Below are 24,604 nucleotides of genomic sequence, written 5' to 3'. Positions count from 1 at the left end.
ATGAGCACACACACTCTTTCGGTTCTGGTCGAGAACAAGCCGGGTGTCCTCGCGCGCGTCGCGGGCCTGTTCTCCCGGCGTGGCTTCAACATCGAGTCGCTCGCGGTGGGACCCACCGAGCACGCCGACGTCTCCCGGATGACCATCGTCGTCGCGGTGGACGAGCTGCCACTCGAACAGGTGACCAAACAGCTCAACAAGCTCGTGAACGTCATCAAGATCGTCGAACTCGACCCCCAGGTGTCGGTGCAGCGCGAGCTGCTGCTGGTGAAGGTCCGCGCGGACGCCACGGTGCGCACGCAGGTGCTGGAGACCGTGCAGTTGTTCCGCGCCAAGGTGGTCGACGTGTCCCCGGAGGCGCTGACGGTCGAGGCGACCGGCACCGTGGACAAGCTCGAAGCGCTGCTGCGGATGCTCGAGCCCTACGGGGTGCGGGAGATGGTGCAGTCCGGCATGGTCGCGATCGGCCGCGGTCCGCGTTCCATCACCGCCACCGGCGTCCGCTAGTTTTTCTGTGATTCTTTGAGGAAGGAAGTACACACCAGCATGGCTGTCGAGATCTTCTACGACGACGACGCGGACCTGTCCATCATCCAGAACCGGCGGGTGGCCGTCGTCGGCTACGGCAGCCAGGGCCACGCGCACGCGCTGTCGCTGCGCGACTCGGGGGTCGAGGTCCGGATCGGGCTGCCGGAGTCGTCCAAGTCGCGGGCCAAGGCCGAGGAGGAGGGCCTGACCGTCCAGACGGTCGCCGAGGCCGCCGCGTGGGCCGACGTGATCATGATCCTGGCGCCGGACACCAAGCAGCGCACCATCTACGCCGAGGAGATCGCCCCGAACCTCAAGGACGGCGACGCGCTGTTCTTCGGGCACGGCTTCAACATCCGCTACGGCCTGATCACCCCGCCGTCCAACGTGGACGTCGCGATGGTCGCGCCGAAGGGCCCCGGCCACCTGGTGCGCCGCCAGTTCGTGGACGGCAAGGGTGTGCCGTGCCTGATCGCGATCGAGCAGGACGCGTCGGGTTCGGCTCAGGCACTGGCCCTGTCGTACGCGAAGGGCATCGGCGGCTCCCGCGCGGGCGTCATCAAGACGACGTTCAAGGAGGAGACCGAGACCGACCTGTTCGGTGAGCAGGTCGTGCTGTGCGGTGGCACCACGGCGCTGGTGCAGGCCGGTTTCGAGACGCTCGTGAACGCGGGCTACGCGCCCGAGGTGGCGTACTTCGAGTGCCTGCACGAGCTGAAGCTGATCGTCGACCTCATGTACGAGGGCGGCATCGCGCGCATGCGGTACTCGATCTCCGACACCGCCGAGTACGGCGACGTGACCCGCGGTCCCCGCGTCATCACGGACTCGGTCCGCGAGGAGATGCGCAAGATCCTGGGCGAGATCCAGGACGGCACCTTCGCGAAGGAGTGGGTGGGCGAGGACGAGGCGGGTCGCCCCAACTTCCAGAAGCTGGTGGAGCAGGGCGAGCAGCACCCGATCGAGGAGGTCGGCAAGAAGCTGCGCGGCCTGATGAGCTGGGTCGACCGCCCGATCACCGAGACGGCCTGATGGGTTCCCGGTGGCCACCGCGCTGGTGGCCACCGGGTACTTTGGTCGCCATGAGTGACGAACCGACCACCCGCGAGTCGGCCCCGATCTTCGACGACAAGGCACACGTGCGGGGCAAGCTCGACCTCACCAAGGCCGAGTGGCAGCGTGCCGCCGAACCGGACGCCGACCCGAACGGCGAGTACGTCGAGATCGCGTTCGTCCCGCACACGGACGGCAAGACCTACATCGCCATGCGCAACTCCAAGTTCACCGGGCCCAACGACACGGTCCTCGTGTTCACCGAGTCGGAGTGGGACGCCTTCGTGGAGGGCGCCAAGGCGGGGGAGTTCGACGAACCCTGGTGACGCGGGTGGGCACACCGCCGGGACGCGCGACCTGGACTGGTCGCCGCTGAGCACCTCGTACTCGCCGCCCCGGCGAACCCCGTGCCGGATGACCGACCGGCTCGCGCCGGCGCGGCGGGAGGTACCCCGCGGTCGGTGGGCCTGGTCGCGTGCTCTTCGCCGGACACGGCCGCATCGTCCGTCCGAGGTCACCCGCCCGACCCGGCTCGCCTGGCCCGGTTGGGTTGCCCACATCGGCTCGCCCGGCTGCTGGGCTCGGCTCGCCTGGCGCAGTTCCGTTCGCCCGGGTCTGCTGGCCCGGCTGTGCGCACCCGGCCGGTTCGCTCGCTTCCGGCTGACTGGCTTCACTCGCCCGGCTCTGCCCGCCCAGTTCGCGCCTGGCTTTGCGACCCGGTATTGCGCGGGCCATCGCTCGCCTGGCTCCGCCCGCCTGGTCTCACCCGTCCGGCTTTCGCTCATCCCGGCTTTGCCGCCGGGCTTCGCCCGGCTGTGCGGCTTTGCCGCCGGGCTTCGCCCGGCTGTGCGGCTTTGCCGCCGGGCTTCGCCCGGCTGTGCGGGTTTGCTGCCGGGCTTCGCCTGGCTGTGCGGCTTTGCTGCCGGGCTTCGCCCGGCAGGTCCCGGTCTCCCAGCCCTCTCCACTCGCCCAGCCCGACCCGTCCCGCTCCACCCGTAATCCCCGTGACGAAGGCCCCGGTCACCACAGCGACCGGCGTCCTACCCGAGCCTGCGCAACGCGTCCGCCATCAGCCGGTCCGCTGCCTCCCGCCGAGCGACGCGATGGGCCTCGGTCTCCACGTCGTCATGCGGACCGCTGATCTTCTCGAACAGCCGCAACTCCGAGATGTCCCGCCGACGCCCGGCAAACCGCCGAAGCGTGGTGGCGCAGTGGTACCGCACCAGGTACTCCCCGTCACGCACACCACGCCCGAGCGCCGCGATCAGGTCCACCGTCGGGGCGAACCCGGCGAGCGCCATGGCGGCGTCGATGCGCACACCCCAGAACGCGTCCGAGGCCAGCACCGACACGACCGCGGCGGCCCACGACTCGTCCCCGGTCAGCGCGTGCAGTGCCTGCGCCACCCGGACGAGGAACGTGCCGGTCGCGCCGGGCGCCGCGGCGCGCAGCAACGCCTCCGCGCCTGCGGGCGCGAGCCCCTTGTCCGCGAGGAACGCGATCGACGTCGCCGCCAGCGGATCGCCTGCCTCGACGCCTGCCGCCAGCATCCGGGCCACCTCCGCGGGCGACGCCGCGGCCCGGCGGAGGAGTTCGGTGAATTCCGGGCCGTCGTGCCAGACCAGGTACGGGTCGCCGAAAACGTCGTTCCGCCACCTCTCCCAGGCCATGAACCCATCTCAGCACAACCGGTGTTCTCGTATGCTGGAAACCGGTGACAACAGGCCAGTACCCGTTACGTCCACATCGTGGAACGGACCCGGGTAAATCGGCACGAATCCCACCGATTGGGTGAATGCGGCTCAATCAACGCTGTCGCCTGGCTCACCAGGTGGAGAAACGATTCAGCGAACCTCCTAGACTGCCCTCGGTTGGTTACAGCGCTGTAACCGCGCCCCCAACAGCCGCGCAATCCTGGAGCCCGCGTCGTGACCCAGCAGACTCGCCCCGTCGTACTCATCGCCGAGAAGCTGGCGCCCTCGGTACTCGACGTGTTCGGAGACGAGGTGGAGGTCCGCCACGTCGACGGCACCGACCGCCCCGCGCTCCTCGAAGCCGTCGCGCAGGCGGACGCCCTCCTCGTGCGCTCCGCCACGAAGGTGGACGCCGAGGTGCTCGCCGCCACCACCCGCCTGAAGGTCGTCGCCCGTGCGGGCGTCGGGCTCGACAACGTCGAGGTCCCGGCCGCCACCGCCCGCGGCGTGCTCGTCGTGAACGCGCCGACCTCCAACATCGTCTCCGCCGCCGAGCACGCCGTCGCGCTGCTGCTGGCCACCGCGCGCCAGATCCCGGCCGCGCACGCCACGCTGCAGGACCACGAGTGGAAGCGCAGCAAGTTCTCCGGCGTCGAGATCAACGGCAAGACCGTCGGCGTCGTCGGCCTCGGCAAGATCGGGCAGCTGTTCGCGCAGCGCCTCGCCGCGTTCGGCACCGAGCTGATCGCCTACGACCCGTACGCCTCCGCCGCCCGCGCCGCGCAGCTGGGCGTCGAGCTGGTGACGCTCGACGAGCTGCTCGCCCGCGCCGACATCATCTCCATCCACCTGCCCAAGACGCCCGAGACCAAGGGGCTCATCGGCGCCGACCAGCTCGCGAAGGTCAAGCCGGGCGTGATCATCGTCAACGCCGCGCGCGGCGGGCTGATCGACGAGCAGGCGCTCGCCGACGCCGCGCGCGAGGGCCGCATCGGCGGTGCCGGCGTGGACGTGTTCTCCACCGAGCCCACCACCGAGAGCCCGCTGTTCGGCCTCCCGAACGTCGTGGTCACGCCGCACCTCGGCGCGTCGACCGCGGAGGCGCAAGACCGCGCGGGCACCGACGTGGCCCGTTCCGTGCTGCTGGCGCTGCGCGGCGACTTCGTGCCCGACGCGGTCAACGTCGCGTCCGGCGGCGTCGTCGGCGAGGAGGTCCGGCCGTACCTGCCGCTCACCCAGAAGCTCGGCTTGGTGCTGTCGGCGTTCTCGTCCACCCCGCCGTCGTCGGTGGCGGTCGAGGTCCGCGGTGAGCTGTCGAACGAGGACGTCTCGGTGCTGTCGCTCGCGGCGCTGCGCGGCGTGTTCTCCGGTGTCGTGGAGGACCAGGTCACGTTCGTCAACGCGACCCGCATCGCCCAGGAGCTGGGCGTCGACGTCACGCTGTCCAAGGTCGCGGAGAGCCCGAACCACCGCAGCCTGGTCACGCTCCGCGCGGTCTACCCGGACGGCAACACCCTCACCGTCAGCGGCACGGTCAGCGGCATCGCGCAGGTGGAGAAGGTCGTCGAGGTGCACGGCCGGTCGTTCGACCTGCGTGCCGAGGGCGTGAACCTGCTGCTCGAGTACGAGGACCGGCCCGGCGTCATGGGCGTCGTCGGCACGCTGCTCGGCAAGGTCGGCATCAACATCGAGGCCGCGCAGATCAGCCAGACGAGTGGTGGCGAGGACGCGGTCATGATCCTGCGTGTCGACCGCCCCGTCGACCCGTCTGTGCTGGAGTCGATCGGCGCCACGGCGCGTGCCACGGTCATCCGCATGGTGGATTTCGGCTGATTTTCCCGGTCGCGACACCACCTAGTCGGGTGGCCAGCACCGGCGATCAGTGGTCATCCCGGTAACCTTCACGAATCTGTCAGAGCCCGATACTCCGGGAGGTGTGCATGCGGCTCGCGGTGATCCCAGGCGACGGGATCGGGCCGGAAGTGATCGCCGAGGCGCTCAAGGTGCTCAACGAGGTGGTGCCGGACGTCGAGGTCACCAAGTACGACCTCGGTGCGACCCGGTGGCACGCGACCGGTGAGCTGCTCCCCGAGTCGGTGCTCGGTGAACTGCGCCAGCACGACGCGATCCTGCTGGGTGCGGTCGGCGACCCGTCGGTGCCGAGCGGCATCCTCGAGCGGGGACTGTTGCTGCGCCTGCGGTTCGAGCTGGACCACCACGTGAACCTGCGCCCGGCCAGGCTCTACCCGGGTGTGCAGAGCCCGCTCGCCAACCCCGGTGAGATCGACATGATCGTCATCCGGGAAGGCACGGAGGGCCTGTACGCGGGCAACGGCGGTCTGCTGCGCAAGGACACCCCGCACGAGATCGCGACCGAGGTCAGCGTCAACACCTCGTACGGTGTCGAGCGGGTGGTGCGGGACGCGTTCGCGCGTGCCGTGGCCCGGCCGCGCAAGCACCTGACGCTGGTGCACAAGACGAACGTGCTGACGCACGCCGGTTCGCTGTGGTCGCGGGTGGTCGAGGAGGTGTCGCTGCAGCACCCCGATGTCACGGTGGCCTACCAGCACATCGACGCGGCGACCATCCACATGGTGACCGACCCGAGCCGCTTCGACGTGATCGTCACCGACAACCTGTTCGGCGACATCCTCACGGACCTGGTGGCGGCGGTGACCGGCGGCATCGGCCTCGCGGCCAGCGGCAACATCGACATCACGCGGCGGAACCCGTCGATGTTCGAGCCGGTGCACGGCAGCGCGCCGGACATCGCGGGCCAGGGCATCGCGGACCCGACGGCCGCGGTGCTGTCGGTCGCGCTGCTGCTCGACCACCTGGGCGAGCACGAGGCCGCGCGGCGGATCGAGGCGTCGGTGGCGTTCGACCTGGCGACGCGTGACCACCCGTCCCCGGGCAACACGTTCGCGATCGGCGACCGCCTGGCGGCACTGGTGTCGTCGAACAACCCGTCGACGAACGTCGAACTGTAGTTCTCACCCGGAACGGGCGCCCCGGCACAGCCGAGGCGCCCGTTCCGCGTTTCCACCCCCCGACCCGGGCCTCCGACACTCGCGAGTCGCGCTCTCGCGCAGTACGAGTTGTGTGTTTCGTGCAGGTGCCCAGGCCCGAGGCCAGCACGAAACGTACAACTCGGTGTGCGTGAGAGCGCGACTCGCGGTGTGCGCGCCGTGCGCGTCCGCGGTGACGACGTCTTCGCGGCCATCACCGCGGTCGCCGAGTGCGCACCCTGATCCCGGGATGTGGGAGAAACGGCTCAGAACTTGGTAGGCCGGTCGGACGTGTGGCAGCATGCCAGCGTGACCACCTCCACCGTGATCATTATCGCCGAGCGCGCCGGGTAGCCGAGCCACACACCCGACGCGCTGACCTCTCGCATCCTGCGGGAGGTTTTTTTGTTGCCACACAACGCAGAAAGGCACCGTCGTGAACCGCACGACCCCGGCCGGGACCCCACTCGGTGACTCGTTCCACGTGTTCGACACGACCCTGCGGGACGGTGCGCAGCGCGAGGGCATCACGTACTCCGTCGCCGACAAGCTCGCCGTCGCGCGGTTGCTCGACGAGGTCGGCGTCGGGTTCATCGAGGGCGGCTGGCCGGGCGCCATGCCGAAGGACACCGAGTTCTTCGCGCGGGCCAAGGAGATCGACTTCAAGCACGCCGTGCTCGTCGCGTTCGGGTCCACCCGCCGCGCGGGCACGACCGCCGACCAGGACCCGCAGGTGCTGGCACTCCTCGAGTCCCAGGCGCCGGTGGTCACGCTCGTCGCCAAGTCCGACCGCCGGCACATCGAGCGGGCGCTGCGCACCGACGTCACCGAGGCGTGCGCGATGGTGCGGGACACCGTGGCCTTCCTGACACGGGAAGGGCGCCGCGTCTTCCTCGACGCGGAGCACTTCTTCGACGGCTTCGCCCACGACCCCGACACCGCGCTGCGCGTGCTCACCGCCGCGGTCGAGGCCGGGGCGGACGTCACCGTCCTCTGTGACACCAACGGCGGCCAGCTGCCGTTGCAACTCGCCGACACCGTGGGCGAGGTCATCGCCCGCACGGGCTTCCGCGTCGGCATCCACTGCCAGGACGACACGGGCTGCGCTGTCGCCAACAGCGTTGCCGCGGTACAGGCGGGCGCGACGCACGTCCAGTGCACCGCCAACGGTTACGGCGAACGGGCGGGCAACGCCGACCTGTTCGCCGTGGTCGGCAACCTCGTCACGAAGCTCGGTATGCCGGTGATCCCGGCCGCCTCCGTGCCCGAGCTCTCGCGGGTCTCGCACGCGCTTGCCGAGATCGCGAACATCGCACCCGACACCCACCAGGCCTACGTCGGGTCGTCGGCCTTCGCCCACAAGGCGGGGCTGCACGCGAGCGCGATCAAGGTGGATCCGTTGTTGTACAACCACATCGATCCCACCGTCGTCGGCAACGACATGCGGGTGCTGGTGACCGAGATGGCCGGCCGGGCCAGCCTCGAGCTGAAGGGCAAGGAGCTCGGGGTCGACCTGGCCGGCCAGCCGGCGGCGCTCACCGCCGCGGTGCGCAGGGTGAAGGAGCTGGAGGCGCACGGCTGGTCGTTCGAGGCCGCCGACGCGTCGCTGGAACTGTTGCTGCGCAACGAGGTCGCCGTCGCCGAGGACACCACTGTGGACGCTCCGCCGTTCCGGCTGGAGTCCTACCGGGTGATCCTCGACCACCGCATGGACGGCGAGATCGTGTCCGAGGCCACGGTGAAGGTGCACGTGGCCGACCAGCGCGTCATCGCGACCGCGGAAGGGAACGGGCCGGTGCACGCGCTGGACGCCGCGCTGCGCAAGGCACTCGAGCCGCACCTGCCGTGGCTGACGGCCGTCCGGCTGTCGGACTACAAGGTGCGCATCCTCCCCGGCGCCGCGGGCACCGACGCGGTCACCCGCGTCCTGGTCGAGTCGAGCGACCACGAACGCGAGTGGACCACGGTCGGCGTGCACGGCAACATCGTCGAGGCGAGCTGGCTCGCCCTGTGCGACGCCCTGGTGCACAAGGCGATGCGGGCGGCTCAGCCGGTGACGAGCGTCAGCCCGTAGGCGGACAGAACGCGGTTCACCGGGTAGAAGAAGCTGGTGCCGCCGCTGCTGCAGGATCCGCTGCCGCCGAGCGGGATCCCCTGCGCCTGTGAACCCGAGACGAACGCGATGGCCCCGCCACCGGGCTCCAGGCAGACGTTGGTCCTGGTCAGGCCGTAAACGGTGCCGTCGGGGTAGTTCACGGTCTGGTTCTTCGCGACGATCGTGCCGCAGTGCGTGCCGACGGTCCGGTCGAGCAGGCAGACCGAGCCGCCGACCGGGGTCTCCAGCGAGCCGCGGATCCAGACGCGCGTCGCGCCGACCTGGATCCACGGCACGAGCTGCCACGCGGCGGTGTTGGTGACGGTCACGAGGGTCACGCCGCCGTTCGCGGTCGAGCCGGAGACCGGGCCGACCAGGACGCCGTTGCTGTAGAGCTGGGTGCCGGGCGGTGCCGCGCAGCCGGGACCGGTGACGAGGACGCCGGTCGTGCTGCTCCGCGCGGCGAACGCGGCGGTGCAGCGGTAGGTGCCGACGGACGTGGACAGGAGGCTGCCGCCGCCGAGCGGGGCGGGGGCCGCGGTGGCGGGGGTGGCGCCGAGCAGCAGCAGGAGCGCCGCGGTGAGGATGGCCGCGATTCTTCGCATGGTTGACTCCGTTGGGTAGCAGGGTGTCTACCGACACAACCAGGCGGCGGACGCGCTGCCAAGCCGTCGACCGGCCGAGACGGCGTGCCCCCGGACGGCTCAGTAGGCTGCGGGTCGTGCGTATTGCTCGTATTGCTCATCCGGGTGGGGTCGCGTTCGTCACGATCGACGGGGAGGGTGACGACCTCGTCGCGCGCGAGGTCGCCGACCACCCGTTCGGTACGCCCACGTACACCGGCAAGTCGTGGCCGATGGCCGACGTGCGGGTGCTCGCGCCGATCCTGCCGTCGAAGGTCATCTGCATCGGCAAGAACTACGCGGACCACGCCCGCGAGATGGGTGGCGAGCCGCCCGCCGACCCGGTGATGTTCCTCAAGCCGTCCACGTCGGTGATCGGCCCCAACGCGGCGATCAAGCTGCCTGCCGACTCGTCCAGAGTGGACTTCGAGGGCGAGCTGGTCGCGGTGATCGGCCGCCCGTGCCGGGACGTGCCCGCCGCACAGGCCAAGTCGGTGATCCTCGGCTACACGATCGGCAACGACGTCACCGCCCGTGACCACCAGAAGGCCGACGGCCAGTGGACGCGCGGCAAGGGCCACGACACGTTCTGCCCGCTCGGCCCGTGGATCAACACCGACGTGGACCCGGCCGACCTGGCGATCAGCACGTCACTGGACGGCGAGGTCAAGCAGGACGCACGCACGTCCCTCCTGCTGCACGACGTCCCGAAGCTGGTGGAGTGGGTGTCCCGCGTGATGACCCTCCTCCCGGGCGACGTGATCATGACCGGCACCCCGGCAGGCGTGGGCCCCATGAAGGCAGGCCAGACAGTCTCGATCACCATCGAAGGCCTGGGCACCCTGACCAACCCGGTAGAAACCCGCTGACCCACGCCCTTCGCGAGTTCCGCTCCCACACACCGCGAGTCGCGCTCTCGAACACACCGAGTTGTCGGTTTCGTGCATGTCCCCCGGCCGGACGTGTGCACGAAACCGACAACTCGGTGTGCCTGAGGGCGTGACTCGCGCTGACCGACCCGTTCGCCCACGACCGACAATCGGCCTGCTCGTGCGCTGGGCCAGGGATCTCGCCCTATGTCCCTACCTGACGAGCACGCAGGTCGGGGTGCCGGTCTCGTAGCGGACCGCGTCGCCGCCGCCGAGCGGGAACGCCACGATCGCGTCGTCCCGCTGCGCGGCCACGTACACGGTCCCGCCGGCGATCGCGAAGTGCCGCGGCCACGCCCCGCTCGGGTGGTCGGCGACCGCGACCGGCGTCTCGGCGGAGATGTCGAACTCCGTGACGACGTCCGGGTTCCGGTTCGACAGGTACAGCGTGTCGCCGGCGATCTCCAGGTGCGCCACCCAGTTCGGCGCCTCGCCCGTCCACGGCTCCTTGGTGGCGGGCACCGTGGTGACCGGTGTGAACGACCCGGGCCGCTCCTCGCGCACCACGACAAGAGTGCCGCCGACCTCGCCCACCACGTACGCGAGGTCGGTGCCGGGCCTGCGCACCAGCTGCCGCGGCCCGGTGCCGGGCGGCATCGCGGAGACCGACAGCGGATCGAGCTTGCCGTTGTCCATCAGCTCGTAGCTGCGGATCTCGTCGGTGCCGAGGTCGACGACGCTCACGACGCGGTCCCGCACGACGGCCATGTGGACGTGCGCGGCCTCCTGCCGCTGCTTGTGCGGCCCGCTGCCCTCGTGCCGCACGAGGTCGGTCTGCCCGGTGATCCGGCCGTCCTCGGCCAGCGCGAACACCGACAGGCTGCCGCTGGAGTAGTTGCTGCACAACAGGTGGCGCTCGTCGGCGGACACCGCCAGGTGGCACGGGTCCGCGCCGCCCGACGAGGTCGCGCCGAGCACCTCGAGGTCCGCCGAGACCGTGGTGATCACGCCGTCACCCGACTCGTTCGCCGCGTACACGACGGGCGCCGACGGGTGCGCGGTCAGCCACGACGGCGAGAGCATCGGCAGCTCGCGGTCCGGGGTGAGCGTGCCGTCCGGCGCGCGGCGGAACGTGCTGATCCCGGTGCCGTTCCCCCCGGTAGCGGATGTGTAACTGCCAACCCAGACGTCCATGCGCTCACCGTATCCCCAGGTGATGTTCGCGGGGGTCGCCGGTGTGGCTCGGCAAGGTCAGTCGGTGACGCCGCCGCCCCGGGGAAGTCGGCCGGAAGTTGCCACGCTCATGTGCCACTGACCGGGCGGGGTGCGCACGTCGGAGAGCCACGCGCGCACCTCGGGCCGGTACAGCATGGTGATCACGGCGAACCCGAACGCGATGTTCGTGAGCCCCGCGAACGCGCCCGAGGCGAGCGATATCAGCCCGCTGGCGGCGGACAGCCCCTCGACGACGATGACCGGGTAGCGCGCCCACGGGTTGCGCAGCACCAGGAACAACGCGCTCACCGCCAGCACGACGGACGCGAGGAGCGAGAAGCAGACGACGATGTACAGGGTGCTGGAGCCGGGTTGGCCGCCGAGCGCGTACAGCAGGATCGTGGCGCCGAAGACGTTGAGGATGATCTGCACGAACAGGATCGCGAGGACCAGCCACAGGTGGTTCGGCAGCGCACGTCGGGCCATGTCGCGAACGCTGCCAGTGGCGACGGGGTCGGCACAAGTGCCGCCCTGCGCGGGTGATCGCGGGTTGTCCACAGGTGGGTCGGTTGTCCACAGCCAAGATCGACATCCGTCCCCCTGTCGGTGGACACCGGTAGACTGGACAGCGGGGTGCCCCCGGGAGTGGTGGGGGCTGCCCGTACGTACTGGGGCTGCGGTTTTCTTTCGGTTTTCGCAGGTCAGCGGTTTGCGTCCCGGGCTTTGTGGTTGACCTTGCGCGGGGTTTTCCCTCCGGGGGGTCCTCGCCGGACGGGCTGGTCTCCGGGATGGCAGCGGGTCGGGCACGGGGCTGGGTTGGCAAGGACTGCTGTTGAGTGGTCTGCCTGCCGTCCCGTCGACCTCCCGGAGGGCTATCACACCGCGTCAAGGGGGCCCGACGGCTTTGGGCATGTGGGCGCGTCGTGCTTCGGGCCCCCTTGACACGGTGTGATCGGGCTTCGCCAGGTCGACGGGATGGCAGGCAGCAGCCTCGTGGTGTGGTGGCTCGGGCTGTGCTGCTGCGCGCCTTGATCGGGGCGGCGCGTTGGGCCGGGGTGGTCGTTACGACGTGCGTGCCGGTAGTGGGACCGGGATTGCGGGCAGGCCGTCGATGCTTGCCACGTTGTGTGGTTTGTTCGCGCAGTAGGCGGCAAACTCCTCGTCGGTCTTGCGGCCGAAGTACTGCGCGTGTTGTGTGCGTTCCTCGCGGTAGTCCATGAACGGCACCGCGAAGCCGCAGCTGTCGCTCACCATGACCGCCTCCACGAGGACGATGGCCCGTGCTGCTGGGCCGTCCGCGTCTGCGAAGTGCGGGATCAGTTCTGCCCAGCGGGGGTCGTCGCGGAAGATGGGGGTGCCTTTGCCGTGTACGCGCAGCACCTTCGGCGGGCCCGCGAACGCGCACCACATCAGGGTGATGCGGCCGTTCTCCCTCAGGTGCGCCACCGTTTCGGCATGGCTGCCGCCGAAGTCCAGGTATGCCAGCGTGTGCTCGCCCAGGACTACCAGCGTGCCCTCCCTGCCCTTCGGTGACAGGTTGACGTGGCCGTCCGCCGCCAGTGGTGCTGATGCGACGAAGAAGACCTTCTGCTCTTCGATGAACGCCCGCAACCGCGGCGTGATCCCCTCGTATACCTTCCCCATGAATCCAACCTACCTGGCCAGGAAGGTGGAAAGCTCCCACAATCTCGCGGCGGCGTCGAGGTCGACCGCGTACTCCCGCACGCCTGCCAGGTCCGGGTTGGGCTCGGCCAGTTCCGCCACGTCGCAGTCCTCCAGGTACAGACCGCCCACTGAGGACAACCGCGGCGAGGTCGCGGCCCACACCTGGGTGGCGGCGCCCTGCTCCGGTGTCTTGAACGTCGGGTCGACGACGTTGCCCGCCTCGTCGATCCACCCGTTGCCCACCATCTCCTCGTGCGACATGTGCCGCTGCAGCGGGGTGCGGATCTTTCCCGGGTGGACGGCGAACGCCTGGACACCGATGGCGTTCAGCTGCACCGCGAACAGGCTGTTCGCCGTCTTCGACTGCCCGTACGCCACGCTCGGGTCGTAGGCGTCGCGCTCGAAGTGGAGGTCGTCCCAGCGGATGTCGGACAGGTGGTGGCCCGCGGACGACACGGACACCACCCGCGCGTCGTCGCTCAGTGCCCGGCGCAGGCCCTTGACCAGCGCGAAGTGCCCGAGGTGGTTGGTGGCGAACTGCAGCTCCCAGCCCGGTCCGACCCGCGTCTCCGGCGTCCGCATGATGCCCGCACTGTTGATCATCAGGTCGATGCGGCGGCCGGACGCGAGGAAGCGTTCGACGAATCCCTTCACGCTGGCCAGGTTGGACAGGTCGAGTTCGTCCACTTCGGCGTCCACGGCCCGCGCGGCCTGCGCGGGCCTGCGCGCCGGGACGACGACGTGTGCCCCCGCATGCTGGAGTGCCCGCGTGGTGGGCAGGCCGATGCCAGAGTACCCGCCGGTCACGATCGCCAGCTTGCCGGACAGGTCGATCCCGGCCAGCACCTCGTCGGCGGTGCTGTGGAACCCGAACCCGGAGCCGATCTTGTGTTGGGTCATGTTCCCGACGCTAGGACCTGGTGCGCGCACCAGGTCAAACGCGGAAGAGCAAGGTCCGGCACGGTGTTGTGGTAGGCATGAGGATCGGTGACGCGGCCAGGGCGAGCGGCGTGAGCGTGCGGTCGCTGCGGTACTACGAGGACGAGGGCCTGATCGTTCCCGGCCGCCTCGGCAACGGGTACCGCGACTACTGCGGGTTCACCATCGACCGCGTCGTCGCGATCCGGACCCTGCTGGCGTCCGGGCTGCCCGTCCGGTTGATCAGGGACGCCGGGACCGACGGGTTCCTCGACGAGGTGCGTAGCTACCGCGACCGGCTCGCCGCCCGGATCGACGCGCTGCACGCCCAGCGATCGGCGCTCGACGCCTTCCTGCGGGACGCGACTTGACCTTCACACATGCGTGAGGGTCCTACCTTGCGGCCATGGAGAAAACGATGCGTGCCCTGGTCCAGCGGTCACACCGCGGGCCGGGCGACCTGACGCTCACCGACCTGCCCGTCCCCGCCCCGGGACCCGGCGAGTACCTGGTCCGCGTGGGCGCCGCCGGGGTCAACTTCGCCGACGTCATGCAGACCCGCGGGACCTACGGCGACGGGCCGCGGCCGCCCTACCCGGCCGGCTTCGAGGCGGCGGGCGAGATCGTCGCCGCGGGCCCGGACGCGCCCCTCGCGGTCGGCACGCACGTCATCGGCGCCGGTCCGGGCGCGTTCGCGCAGTACATGGCGATGCCCGCGGCCGGCGCGCTGCCCGTTCCGTCCGGGTGGACGGACGCCGAAGCCCTCGGCATGGTGCTGAACTGGGCGACCGCGTTGGCGGCGCTCAAGCCGCTGGGCCAGGTCCAGCCGGGTGAGGTGGTGCTCGTCCACGCCGCGGCGGGTGGCGTGGGGCAGGCCGCGGTCCGCCTGGCCCGCCACCTCGGGGCACGCGTGATCGCCACCGCGTCCCCCGCCAAGCACGACGCGGTGACCGGCGCCGACACGGTCCTGGACAGCACGCGACCCGACCTCGCCGCCGAGATCATGCGGCTGACCGGCGGCGTCGACGTGGTCCTCGAATCGGTGGGACGGGCCACGTTCACGACCAGCCTGTCGGTCGCCAGGCCGTTCACCGGCCGTGTCGTGGTGTTCGGTGCCGCCTCCGGCGACGCCCACCTGACCACCCACGACCTGGTCTTCACCTACCGGCCGCAGATCAAGGGCCTGCACATCGGTGCGCTGGCGACCGCCGCACCGGCGATCTACCGGGCGCTGCTCGCCGACCTCGAGGCGCTCATCGCGCTGGGCGTGTACCCGCCGGGCGAACCGGAGGTCCATGCGCTCGCCGACGGGCCGGCCGTGCTCGCGGAACTCGAAGCAGGCCGGACCCGTGGCAAACACGCCATCGACCCGTGGCGCTAGTTGGGCCGGTAGCCCGCCCTGCGCAGCGCGTCGGCCATCGCGCCACCGGCGGGTGCCTGGTTGTTGCGGCGCTGCTGCCCGCCACCACGCTGCTGCCCGCCGCGCTGACCGCCGCCGCCGCCGCGTGGGCCCCGGTCGCGGTCGCGGTCCCGGGGCTGGCGCGGCGCGGCGGTGTCCTCGTCCAGCCGTAACGTCAGCGAGATCCGCTTGCGGGGGATGTCGACCTCGAGCACCTTCGCCCGGACGATGTCGCCGGACTTGACCACCTCGCGCGGGTCCTTCACGAAGTTGCGCGACAGCTGCGACACGTGGGCCAGCCCGTCGCAGTGCACGCCGATGTCGATGAACGCGCCGAACGCGGCCACGTTCGTGACCACGCCCTCCAGCACCATCCCGACCTTGAGGTCGTTCAGCGTGTGCACCGCGTCGTTGAAGGACGCCGTCTTGAACGCGGGTCGCGGGTCGCGGCCCGGCTTGTCGAGTTCCGCCAGGATGTCGGTGACTGTCGGCAGACCGAACTTCTCGTCCACGAACTCGGCGGGGCGCAGCGACTTCAGCGTCTTCGTGTTGCCGATCAGCTCGGCCAGTTCCAGACCGGTCGACGACACGATCCGGCGCACCACCGGGTAGGCCTCCGGGTGGACGCTCGACGAGTCCAGCGGGTCCTCGCCGTCGCGGATCCGCAGGAAGCCCGCGCACTGCTCGAACGCCTTCGGGCCCAGCTTCGGCACGTTCTTCAACGCGGTGCGCGAGCGGAACGGGCCGTTGGCGTCGCGGTGCGCGACGATGCTCGCCGCGAGCGAACCGCCGATGCCCGACACGCGGGTCAGCAGCGGCACCGACGCCGTGTTCAGGTCGACGCCGACGCCGTTCACACAGTCCTCGACCACCGCGTCGAGCGACCGGGACAGCTTGGTCTCGGAGATGTCGTGCTGGTACTGGCCGACGCCGATGGACTTCGGGTCGATCTTCACCAGCTCGGCCAGCGGGTCCTGCAGCCGGCGCGCGATCGACACGGCGCCGCGCAGCGACACGTCCAGGTTCGGCAGCTCCTGCGACGCGTACGCCGACGCCGAGTACACCGATGCGCCCGCCTCGGACACCATCACCTTGGTGAGCTTCAGCTCGGGGCTCTTCGCGACCAGCTCGGCCGCCAGCTTGTCGGTCTCGCGCGACGCGGTGCCGTTGCCGATCGCGATCAGCTCCACGTCGTGCGCGCGGGCCAGCGCGTGCAGCTTCACCAGCGACTCGTCCCACCGCTTCGCCGGGGCGTGCGGGTAGATCGTGTCGGTGGCGACGACCTTGCCGGTGGCGTCGACGACCGCGACCTTCACACCGGTGCGCAGGCCCGGGTCCAGGCCCATCGTCGCGCGGGTGCCCGCGGGCGCCGCGAGCAGCAGGTCACGCAGGTTGGCGGCGAACACGCGCACCGCCTCGTCCTCGGCCACCTGCCGCAGCCGGGCACGCAGGTCGACGCCCAGGTGCACGATGATCCGGGTGCGCCACGCCCAGCGGACGGTGTCCGCCAGCCACTTGTCGGCGGGGCGGCCCTGGTCGTCGATGCCGAAGCGGGCGGCGATCCGGACCTCGTACTCGGTCGGGCCGGGGGGCTGCTCGTCGTCGGGGTGCGGGTCGAGCACCAGCTCCAGCATCTCCTCCTTCTCCCCGCGGAACATCGCGAGGATCCGGTGCGACGGGAGCTTGGTGAACGGCTCGGAGAAGTCGAAGTAGTCGGCGAACTTGGCGCCCTCGGTCTCCTTGCCCGCGCGGACCTTGGCGACCAGGCGCCCGCGCTCCCACATGCGCTCGCGCAGCCCGCCGATCAGGTCGGCGTCCTCGCTGAACCGCTCGACCAGGATGTCGCGCGCGCCCGTCAGCGCGGCCTGCGCGTCCGCGACGCCCTTGTCGGGGTCGACGAACACCGCGGCGGCGGCCAGCGGGTCGGTGTCCGGGTTGCCGAGCAGGCCGTCGGCCAGCGGCTCGAGCCCGGCCTCGCGGGCGATCTGGGCCTTGGTGCGGCGCTTCGGCTTGTACGGGAGGTAGATGTCCTCGAGGCGTGCCTTCGAGTCGGCGGCCATGATCTGGCCCGCCAGCTCGTCGGTCAGCTTGCCCTGCGACTTGATGGAGTCGAGGACGGCGGCGCGGCGCTCCTCCAGCTCACGCAGGTAGCGCAGGCGCTCCTCCAGCGTGCGGAGCTGGGCGTCGTCGAGGGCGCCGGTGACCTCCTTGCGGTACCGCGCGATGAACGGGACCGTCGAGCCGCCGTCGAGCAGCTCAACGGCCGAGCGCACCTGGCGCTCGGCGACGCCGAGTTCCTCGGCGATGCGCAGGAAGACGGAAGGGGGAGTGGCCGTGGCTGTCACGGCGAGCATTCTGCCCCGCACCCCCGACAATCCCGATGGACGGGGGTCGCGTCGCTGCGTGCGCGTTCGGTCGCGGATTGCACTCAGTAATACAGAACGGCTCGAGTTACGCCGAAAGCGTAGTGAGACCCGGCGCACAGTCACTTGCAGTTAGTTGCGTCGGTGCGATGATTGTACTGTGCAAGTAAGTCCGCTCTCCTCCGTCGAGTCCGTCACCGATCAGGTGATGGACTGCCTTGCGCGGCTGAAGAAGAGCGGAGAGGCGCACATATTGGGTGTCGCCCGAGGACTCGATCTGTCATTCTCCCAGATGCGCGCGCTCTTCGTGCTCGCCGACAGCCAAGGGGAACTGGCTGTCCACGAGCTCGCCGGGCTGCTCGGGCTGTCGATGGCGACCGCCGGACGAGCCGTCCAGGGCCTGGTGAAGGCCGAGATGGTGACGCGCAGGGAGGACGACAACGATCGCAGGGTCAAGCGGGTCCGCCTGTCCGAGCACGGCCGGCAGTTCGTCGGCGGTCTCCTGCAGGCCCACCGCGAGGCCGTGCGCGAGTGCGTCGAGTCGTTGAGCGACCACGAGCGTGAGCAGCTTTCACAGGCACTGTCGCCGCTGCTGGCTCGGGGGGAACAGCCCAACACCACACCTGGCTGCTAGAGGGGATAGTTGTGACTGAAGTGCTCCCGCCGACGCCGTCGGCGGCCGGCACGGGCTCGGAGAAGCTCGACCGCAGAGTCCTTTCCATCGCGTCGGTCGTCGTACTCGGCGCGATCATGGCGATGCTCGACATCACCGTGGTCAACGTCGCGATCAACCACCTGATCGACGAGTTCGACACCACGCTGAACACGATCCAGTGGGTGGCCACCGGCTACACGCTGGCACTCGCGACCGTCATTCCGCTGAGCGGGTGGGCGGCGGACCGGTTCGGCACCAAGCGGATCTACCTGACCGCGGTCTTCCTGTTCATGGTCGGCTCCGCGCTGGCGGGCATGGCGTGGTCGGTCGAGTCGCTGATCCTGTTCCGGGTCCTGCAGGGTCTCGGCGGCGGCATGCTGATGCCGCTCGGCATGACCATCCTGACCAAGGCGGCCGGTCCCGAGCGGGTCGGCCGCGTGATGTCGGTGATCGGCGTGCCGATGCTGCTCGGCCCGATCGTCGGCCCGATCCTCGGCGGCTGGCTCGTCGACGACGTGTCGTGGCGCTGGATCTTCTTCATCAACGTGCCGGTCGGCATCGTGACGCTGCTGCTCGGCATCAAGATCCTGGACCGGGACGAGCCGCGGCCCGCGGAGAAGCTCGACGTGCTCGGCCTGATCCTGCTGTCGCCGGGTCTCGCCGCGCTGATCTACGGTCTCGCGCAGGTCCCGGCGCACGAGGGCTTCGGCCACCCCGAGGTGTACGGGCCCGCGGGCGTCGGCGCGGTGCTGGTGGCGGTGTTCATCTGGCACGCGGCCCGCACGTCGGGCGCGCTGATCGACCTGAAGCTGTTCCGCGACCGGAGCTTCTCCGTCGCCACCGTGACGATGGTGCTGTTCACCGTCGCGTTCTTCGGGTCGATGCTGCTCATGCCGCTGTACTTCCAGCAGGTGCGCGGTGAGGGCGCGTTGTCGGCGGGTCTGCTGCTGGCCCCGCAGGGCATCGGTGCGATGGTGATGATGCCCGCGGCCGGCCTGATCGTGGACAAGTTCGGCTCGGCGCGCATCGCGCAGCTCGGCATCATCGTGATCGTCGGCAGCATGGTGCTGTTCACGCGGCTGGAGGGCGACACCTCGTACTTCGCGATCGGGACCGCGCTGTTCGTGATGGGTCTCGGCATGGGCATGACCATGATGCCGATCATGTCGGCGGCACTGAAGACGCTGCGGCAGAAGGACGTCGCCCGCGCGTCGACGAGCCTGAACATCATCCAGCAGGTGGCCGCGTCGATCGGTACCGCGCTGCTGTCGGTGATCCTGTTCAACGAGACGAAGGACCGGCTGGCGCCGCTGCTCGCGAACGCCCCCGCCGGTGCCGCGCCGGACGCGAACGCGAAGATCACCGACCTGCCGGAGCCGATCCGCACGCAGCTCGCGAACCTGATGTCGGACGCGTACTCGTCCACGTTCGTGTGGGCGCTGGTGCTCCTGGCGGTCGCGTTCGTGCCCGCGCTGTTCCTGCCGCGCGGCAAGGGCACGCCGCCCGCGCCGGAGCAGCCGGAGGACGTGCTGCCGGAGGGCGCGGAGCCGCCGCCGGTGCTGGACGAGCGGGCGGGCGACCGCGCCTAGTCCACAGTGCACAGGAAGGGCACTTTCGGGGCATGAACGCCCGGAAAGTGCCCTTCTCGGCGTAGCGGGCCGTCTACCCTCCCGGCATGGACGAGACGACGGCCGAGGACGAGGTGCGGGAACTGCGGGTCCAGCTGCGGGACCTGCGGGAGCGCGTGCACCGGGTCGAGAAGGGCCTGTTCCGCGGCGTCGCCGCGCTGGGCGTGGCGGCCATGGTGCTCGGCTTCTTCGTGCCGTTCCTCGCCGCGACCGAGCCGTCCGACGACGACTCCGTCGCACTGCTCCCGACGATCTTCGGCATCGGCGGGGCCGGGGACGGCCCGTTCGCGGAGGAAGCGATCATGGCGGCCGTCGTCGTCGGGGTGTTCGGGCTGGCCATCCTGGTCGCCCTGTTCGCCCTGCTGCGCCTGTTCGGCGACCCGGTCGGCAGCGGACCCGTGAAGCTGGCGCGGATCTGCGGCACCGTCCTGCTGGTCGGGTGCGCGCTCGCCTGGCTGCTGGTGTTCGCGCTCGTGGGGCACTCGGAGGGCGAGGTGAGCGCGTTCTCCCCGGCCACCCTGTGCTTCACGATCGGGGGCGGCGCCATGCTGGCCGCCGCCCCGCTGCACCCCGCGGACTGGCGCGGCTGACTCAGCCGAACGTGAGGGTGCCGACCGCGCCACGCGCGCCCGACGCCCAGCACGCGCCGTCACGGGTGCAGTCCACCGAGTCGAAGCTGCCGTCGTGGAACTGGCGCCAGTTGCGGCCGCCGTCGAGCGACACGTCGCTGCCGGACGGGCCGACCGCGATCAGGACCGTCGGCAGGAACGGGTGGTACGCGACCGCCGACCGGTAGCCGGCGGGTGCGGTCTCCGGCTCCCGCCAGGTCGTGCCGCCGTCCCTGGTCAGCGCCAGCGCGTCGGTCGCGCCGGTGGGGTTCGCGTAGTCGCCGCCGATCGCGATGCCGGTGCGCGGGTTGCGGAACGCCACCGCGAACACGCCCGCGCTCGCACTGCCGGCCAGCGGGGTCACCGACGCGGTCCACGTGCGGCCGCGGTCCTTCGAGTGCAGCACGCGCGCGACGGTCGAACCGCCGGTCGCGAGCCACGCGTCCCTGTGGCCGGCGACCGTCACGCACTGGCCGCTCGCCGAGAACTGGTACTCGCCGGGCAGCGCGGGCGGCAGGCCCGGCACACGTGTCCACGTGCGGCCACCGTCCGAAGTGGTCAGCACGCGGAACTCGCCCGCCACCGGGTCGCCGACGGCGACCCCGTTGCGGGAGTCCCAGAACGCGAGGCAGTTGTAGAAGGCGGCGGGCTCGGTGTTGCGGAACGTCTCGGCCCACGTACGGCCGCCGTCGGTGGTGCGGTAGATCCGCGACGACTCGCCTTCGCCGATCGACAGCACCACCGCGGTCTTCGCGTCGAACGCCTCGATGTCGCGGAAGTCGAGGTCCGCGGTGTCCGGCGGACCGATCTGGGCGAAGGTGCGGCCGCCGTCGACCGTCCTGAGCACGGTGCCGCGCTGCCCGGACACCCAGGCGACGTTCCCGCTGACCGCGGACAGCCCCCGGAACTGGGCGTCGGTGCCGGTGGGCAGCGTCTTCCAGGTCAGGGCGGCCGCGCTCGCGCCCGGCGGGGCGGTGAGGAGTGCGGCCAGGACCAGCAGGGAGATCATCAGCGCACGTTTCATGGGCGGACGTTAACCCGGCGATGTCCACCCTGGGAATGACATCAGAACCGGACTCCGGGTGGACGTGCCCGAACCCGGATTTCAGTACCGTGGCCGCCATGGAGGCACAGGTACGGCTGCGACCACCCGCGAACAGGGTCGACCCGCGGGCGGTGCGGTACTGGATGACGAGCGAGGCGATCTCGAACGGGGTCGTCACGGTGGTGCTCGGCGTGCTCGCCTTCCTCATCGAACCCGCGCGGCCGTGGTTGCTGCTGGCGCTGGGGGTGGCGCTGCTCGTCGGCATCCCGTACATGATCGTCATGCCGATCTGGCGGTACCGCGTGCACCGCTGGGAGGTCACCGAGGACGCCGTCTACACGCGCACCGGCTGGCTGTGGCAGGAGTGGCGGATCGCGCCGATGTCGCGCATCCAGACCGTCGACACCCAGCGGGGGCCGCTCGAACAGGCGTACCGGTTATCGAGCGTGACCGTGACGACGGCGTCGGCCGCAGGTCCGCTCAAGATCAAGGGACTCGACCACGAGGTCGCGGCGGAGCTGGCGCAGAAGCTGACCGAGGTGACGCAGGCCAACCCCGGTGACGCGACATGACGACCGCGAACAACGGTTGGCAGCAGCTGCACCCGAAGACCGTGCACGTCACGGCGGTCACCTTCGGCGGGCTCGCGATCGGCACGGCCACACCGTTCGTGCTCGGGTTCGCGGCCAAGGCCGGGCTGGGCCTGGTGCTGCTGATCGCGTTCGGTGGCGTCGTGGTGGTGACCGCCGGTGCGGCGCTCATCGACCTGATGCGGTGGCGGCACACCACCTACCGCGTGACCGACGAGCGGGTGGAGCTGCGGTACGCGTGGGTGCTGCACCGGATGCGGTCCGTGCCGAGGGACAGGGTACGGACGGTCGACCTGACCGCCAACCCGCTGCAGCGCGTGTTCGGCGTGGCGCGGGTGAAGATCGGCACCGGTGAGCAGACGTCGGAGTCGAGCCACCTGACGCTCGACCCGGTGAGCAAGGCGGAGGCCGAGCTGCTGCGCAGGGAACTGTTGCGCAGGACGGAAACCGTCGCCGGCACGCAGGGGGACGAGATCGCGGCGCTGGACTGGCGGTGGATCCGGTACGCGCCGGTGTCGGTGACCACCCCGATCCTCGGCGCGGCGGCGTTCGGTGCGGTCATGCAGGTGTCCGAGTGGTTCAACCTGCAGGGCGCGGTGTTCCGGACCGTGCGCGACCTGTTCGGCGGGTTACCGGTCGTCGGGCTGATCGCCGTGCTGGTGGCGATCGCGATCGTCGTCGGCGTGATCGGTTCGCTCGGGCTGTTCGTGGAGATGTGGTACCGGTACTCGCTGCGCCGCGAGGACGGCAACCTGGTGATGTCGCGTGGCCTGCTCAACACCCGGTCGCTGACGCTGGAACGGCGCAGGCTGCGCGGGGTGGAGGTGATCGAGCCGCTGGGCGTGCGCACGATGGGTGCCGCGCGCGTGGACGTGATCGCGACGGGCATGCGCCAGCAGACCGACGACGACCGCACGGACCCGAAGACCCTGTTACCGGCGGCGCCGTTCGCGGTCGCGCGCCGGGTGGCGGCAGAGGTGCTGGGCTCGGAAGCCGCCACCGCGACGGCGGTCACCGGACACCCGCGCGCGGCACTGTGGCGCAGGGTGCGGTGGGCGCTGTACTGCGTGCTGGGCGTGGTGGCGGTGCTGGCCGTGCTGGGCGTACTGCTGACGGACGTGCTGTTGCATCTGGCGTGGATCGCCGCGGTGGTGCTCACACCGGCGGCGGTGTTCCTGGCGTTCGAGGCGTACCGCAACCTGGGCCACGGCCTGGCGGAGGAACACCTGGTGACCCGCTACGGCGTCGGCTCCCGCCGAACCGCGGCACTGCTGCGCACGGGCGTGATCGGCTGGACGATCGAGTCGTCCCCGTTCCAACGCCGCGCGGGCCTGATCACCATCAAGGCCACCACGGCGGCGAACAAGGGCGCGTACCCGGTGTACGACGTGGGCACGGAGGAGGGCCTCCGCTTCGCCGAGCAGGCGGTGCCGGGCCTGCTGACCCCATTCCTGGAACACCAGGGCGACGCCGACACCCACCCCACCACCGTCCGCACCTGACTGCTCCGCGCCTAGATGGTTGATTCCAAGGTCAGTGGTCGTAGGCGATCAGTGATCGTTTGACTGGTTGGCCGGTGCGGTCGTTGTGCCAGATCGTGGTGGTCAGGGCGAGGATGCGTTGCAGGACGCGGACGATGACTCCGGCTGGAGTGCGTCCGCCGTGTCGTTCCAGGTCGAGCTGACCTTTGAAGGTGTGGTTGATCGACTCGATGGTCTGACGCAGCGGTTTGAACAGGTGCGCCCCAGGTCGTGGAGTCTCACCGTTGCGGGCTTGGCGTAACAGCACTACTCCGGCGGTGCGCAGGGTGTGTTCGAAGTCGCGGCCGTAGTAGTGACGGTCGGCGATCAGCGTTTGGCCGGGACGCTGGTCGACCAGTGCCGGGTCGGCGGTGAGCATGCCCAGCAGGGTCTGCCGCTCGTCGGCTTTGGCGCCGGTCAGGGCATAGGCCACCGGCAAGCCGCCCAGTGTGCAGACCAGATGCAGGCGCAGACCCCAGAAGAACCGGGAATGCGAAGCGCAGTAGCCGTACTCGGCCCAACCAGCCAGGTCGGAACGTTTCGAGGTCTCGCGGGAGCGCCCGCATTCGACCGGGGTGGAATCGACCAGCCACACATCGTCGGTCCACAGCGTGGTGTCGGCGGCCAGCACTCTGATCACCGAACGGATCAACGCCGAAGCCCGGCGCAGCCTCTTGTTGTAGCCGGGCTGGCGAGGCAGATAACGGAACAAGTGCCCCAGATGAGCCCGGGCATGACGCAGCCAGCGGGCTTCGGAGGTGAACCCGAGCAACGCCTGCATCACCGCCAGCGTGACCAGCTCAGCATCGGTGAGCCGGGGTTTTATCCCGATCTTTGGTCGCCACGGCGCAAGATCCGGTGCCTGCGTCAGCAGATCATCGGTTCTGACATAGAGTGCGGTCGCGAGGGTGTCCACGTCATTCGTCACACAATGATCATGGACACCCTCGTCCCATGCCCGGACTCACCCCTTGGAATCAACCATCTAGACGATTGATGCGTAATTCGGTCAGTGGTCGTAGGCGGTCAGGGATCGGGTGATGGCTTGGCCGGTGGCGCGGTTGTGCCAGATGGCGGCGGTGAGGGCGAGGAGGCGTTGGGCGATGCGGACTCCGACGCCTTCGATGG

Annotated in this window: 24 protein-coding genes and 1 pseudogene; 14 read left to right on the top strand and 11 right to left on the bottom strand. The window is 70.2% G+C overall.

Annotated elements, in window-relative coordinates; all coding sequences use genetic code 11:
* Genes ilvN through ACYQ77_RS28195 form a run of 3 tightly spaced genes read left to right on the top strand, consistent with a single transcriptional unit; the run spans position 1 to position 1,907 of the window.
* A complete protein-coding gene (gene ilvN / locus ACYQ77_RS28205) occupies positions 1-507 on the top strand; it encodes an acetolactate synthase small subunit (protein ID WP_396105978.1) in 507 nt (168 codons plus the stop codon).
* A 39-nt stretch (positions 508-546) separates the two neighbouring features.
* Entirely contained in the window at positions 547-1,560 is a 1,014-nt protein-coding gene (gene ilvC / locus ACYQ77_RS28200) for a ketol-acid reductoisomerase (RefSeq protein WP_459716511.1), read from the top strand.
* 50 nt (positions 1,561-1,610) lie between these two features.
* Entirely contained in the window at positions 1,611-1,907 is a 297-nt protein-coding gene (locus ACYQ77_RS28195) for a DUF397 domain-containing protein (RefSeq protein ID WP_378060810.1), read from the top strand.
* Positions 1,908-2,621: 714 nt separating this feature from the next.
* Here the strand turns inward: ACYQ77_RS28195 and ACYQ77_RS28190 are convergent.
* Entirely contained in the window at positions 2,622-3,251 is a 630-nt protein-coding gene (locus ACYQ77_RS28190) for a hypothetical protein (protein WP_459716509.1), read from the bottom strand.
* A gap of 258 nt (positions 3,252-3,509) precedes the next feature.
* Here ACYQ77_RS28190 and serA point away from each other — a divergent pair, with 258 nt between their 5' ends.
* Both serA and ACYQ77_RS28180 read left to right on the top strand, forming a co-directional pair.
* Positions 3,510-5,108 (top strand): phosphoglycerate dehydrogenase, encoded by a 1,599-nt coding sequence (serA, locus tag ACYQ77_RS28185; RefSeq protein WP_459716508.1) that lies wholly within the window; start codon positions 3,510-3,512, stop codon positions 5,106-5,108.
* Positions 5,109-5,215: 107 nt separating this feature from the next.
* On the top strand, positions 5,216-6,265 hold the full coding sequence (locus ACYQ77_RS28180) for a 3-isopropylmalate dehydrogenase (RefSeq protein ID WP_459716506.1): 1,050 nt from the start codon (positions 5,216-5,218) through the stop codon (positions 6,263-6,265).
* 284 nt (positions 6,266-6,549) lie between these two features.
* Here ACYQ77_RS28180 and ACYQ77_RS28175 read toward each other — a convergent pair whose 3' ends face one another.
* Complete coding sequence (locus tag ACYQ77_RS28175; RefSeq protein ID WP_459716505.1) at positions 6,550-6,672, bottom strand: hypothetical protein; 123 nt, start codon at positions 6,670-6,672, stop codon at positions 6,550-6,552.
* Between the two features lie 47 nt (positions 6,673-6,719).
* Between ACYQ77_RS28175 and cimA the strand changes: the two genes are divergently transcribed.
* A complete protein-coding gene (cimA, locus tag ACYQ77_RS28170) occupies positions 6,720-8,357 on the top strand; it encodes a citramalate synthase (RefSeq protein WP_459716503.1) in 1,638 nt (545 codons plus the stop codon).
* Here the strand turns inward: cimA and ACYQ77_RS28165 are convergent.
* Positions 8,330-8,983, bottom strand: a complete 654-nt coding sequence (locus ACYQ77_RS28165; protein ID WP_459716502.1) for a S1 family peptidase — start codon at positions 8,981-8,983, stop codon at positions 8,330-8,332. The genes cimA and ACYQ77_RS28165 overlap by 28 nt on opposite strands.
* Positions 8,984-9,099: 116 nt before the next feature.
* On the opposite strand from ACYQ77_RS28165, the gene ACYQ77_RS28160 reads away from it, so the two are divergent.
* Positions 9,100-9,870: a fumarylacetoacetate hydrolase family protein gene (locus ACYQ77_RS28160; protein ID WP_459716501.1), complete on the top strand. Its 771-nt coding sequence runs from the start codon at positions 9,100-9,102 to the stop codon at positions 9,868-9,870.
* A gap of 213 nt (positions 9,871-10,083) precedes the next feature.
* Here ACYQ77_RS28160 and ACYQ77_RS28155 read toward each other — a convergent pair whose 3' ends face one another.
* From ACYQ77_RS28155 to ACYQ77_RS28140, 4 genes are all read right to left on the bottom strand, one after another.
* The gene (locus tag ACYQ77_RS28155; RefSeq protein ID WP_459716500.1) at positions 10,084-11,064 is read right to left on the bottom strand and encodes a lactonase family protein; all 981 of its coding nucleotides are present in this window, start codon (positions 11,062-11,064) and stop codon (positions 10,084-10,086) included.
* Positions 11,065-11,121: 57 nt separating this feature from the next.
* Entirely contained in the window at positions 11,122-11,571 is a 450-nt protein-coding gene (locus ACYQ77_RS28150) for a hypothetical protein (RefSeq protein ID WP_459716498.1), read from the bottom strand.
* A 576-nt stretch (positions 11,572-12,147) separates the two neighbouring features.
* A complete protein-coding gene (locus tag ACYQ77_RS28145) occupies positions 12,148-12,729 on the bottom strand; it encodes a pyridoxamine 5'-phosphate oxidase family protein (RefSeq protein WP_459716496.1) in 582 nt (193 codons plus the stop codon).
* Positions 12,730-12,738: 9 nt separating this feature from the next.
* Positions 12,739-13,650: an oxidoreductase gene (locus ACYQ77_RS28140; RefSeq protein WP_459716495.1), complete on the bottom strand. Its 912-nt coding sequence runs from the start codon at positions 13,648-13,650 to the stop codon at positions 12,739-12,741.
* Between the two features lie 77 nt (positions 13,651-13,727).
* On the opposite strand from ACYQ77_RS28140, the gene ACYQ77_RS28135 reads away from it, so the two are divergent.
* Together ACYQ77_RS28135 and ACYQ77_RS28130 are read left to right on the top strand one after the other, a co-directional pair.
* Complete coding sequence (locus ACYQ77_RS28135; protein WP_459716493.1) at positions 13,728-14,039, top strand: MerR family transcriptional regulator; 312 nt, start codon at positions 13,728-13,730, stop codon at positions 14,037-14,039.
* Positions 14,040-14,074: 35 nt separating this feature from the next.
* Positions 14,075-15,049 carry a zinc-binding dehydrogenase gene (locus ACYQ77_RS28130; RefSeq protein WP_459716491.1) on the top strand — a complete coding sequence of 325 codons (975 nt, stop codon included), beginning with the start codon at positions 14,075-14,077 and terminating at the stop codon, positions 15,047-15,049.
* On the opposite strand, the gene ACYQ77_RS28125 is transcribed toward ACYQ77_RS28130, so the two are convergent.
* A complete protein-coding gene (locus tag ACYQ77_RS28125) occupies positions 15,046-17,412 on the bottom strand; it encodes a Tex family protein (protein WP_459716490.1) in 2,367 nt (788 codons plus the stop codon). The genes ACYQ77_RS28130 and ACYQ77_RS28125 overlap by 4 nt on opposite strands.
* Positions 17,413-17,590: 178 nt before the next feature.
* Between ACYQ77_RS28125 and ACYQ77_RS28120 the strand changes: the two genes are divergently transcribed.
* The 3 genes from ACYQ77_RS28120 to ACYQ77_RS28110 all read left to right on the top strand — a co-directional run bounded on the left by ACYQ77_RS28120 (position 17,591) and on the right by ACYQ77_RS28110 (position 20,303).
* Positions 17,591-18,064, top strand: coding sequence for a MarR family winged helix-turn-helix transcriptional regulator (locus ACYQ77_RS28120; protein ID WP_459716488.1), 474 nt, complete (start codon positions 17,591-17,593; stop codon positions 18,062-18,064).
* Between the two features lie 11 nt (positions 18,065-18,075).
* Entirely contained in the window at positions 18,076-19,674 is a 1,599-nt protein-coding gene (locus ACYQ77_RS28115; RefSeq protein ID WP_459716486.1) for a DHA2 family efflux MFS transporter permease subunit, read from the top strand.
* An 86-nt stretch (positions 19,675-19,760) separates the two neighbouring features.
* Positions 19,761-20,303 (top strand): hypothetical protein, encoded by a 543-nt coding sequence (locus tag ACYQ77_RS28110; RefSeq protein WP_459716484.1) that lies wholly within the window; start codon positions 19,761-19,763, stop codon positions 20,301-20,303.
* A gap of 1 nt (position 20,304) precedes the next feature.
* Here ACYQ77_RS28110 and ACYQ77_RS28105 read toward each other — a convergent pair whose 3' ends face one another.
* Entirely contained in the window at positions 20,305-21,345 is a 1,041-nt protein-coding gene (locus ACYQ77_RS28105; RefSeq protein WP_459716482.1) for a WD40/YVTN/BNR-like repeat-containing protein, read from the bottom strand.
* 98 nt (positions 21,346-21,443) lie between these two features.
* Between ACYQ77_RS28105 and ACYQ77_RS28100 the strand changes: the two genes are divergently transcribed.
* Together ACYQ77_RS28100 and ACYQ77_RS28095 are read left to right on the top strand one after the other, a co-directional pair.
* Positions 21,444-21,938, top strand: a complete 495-nt coding sequence (locus ACYQ77_RS28100; RefSeq protein ID WP_459716480.1) for a PH domain-containing protein — start codon at positions 21,444-21,446, stop codon at positions 21,936-21,938.
* Positions 21,935-23,458 carry a PH domain-containing protein gene (locus ACYQ77_RS28095; RefSeq protein ID WP_459716478.1) on the top strand — a complete coding sequence of 508 codons (1,524 nt, stop codon included), beginning with the start codon at positions 21,935-21,937 and terminating at the stop codon, positions 23,456-23,458. Before ACYQ77_RS28100 ends, ACYQ77_RS28095 begins: the two co-directional genes overlap by 4 nt.
* A 31-nt stretch (positions 23,459-23,489) precedes the next feature.
* On the opposite strand, the gene ACYQ77_RS28090 is transcribed toward ACYQ77_RS28095, so the two are convergent.
* Positions 23,490-24,404 (bottom strand): IS982 family transposase, encoded by a 915-nt coding sequence (locus tag ACYQ77_RS28090; RefSeq protein ID WP_459716477.1) that lies wholly within the window; start codon positions 24,402-24,404, stop codon positions 23,490-23,492.
* 81 nt (positions 24,405-24,485) lie between these two features.
* Positions 24,486-24,604, bottom strand: a pseudogene (locus ACYQ77_RS28085) (IS982 family transposase); the annotation flags it as partial.

Source organism: Actinophytocola sp. KF-1, assembly GCF_054661535.1.
Note: the sequence above shows the minus strand (reverse complement) of the source record. Positions and strands in the feature narration are given on the sequence as shown.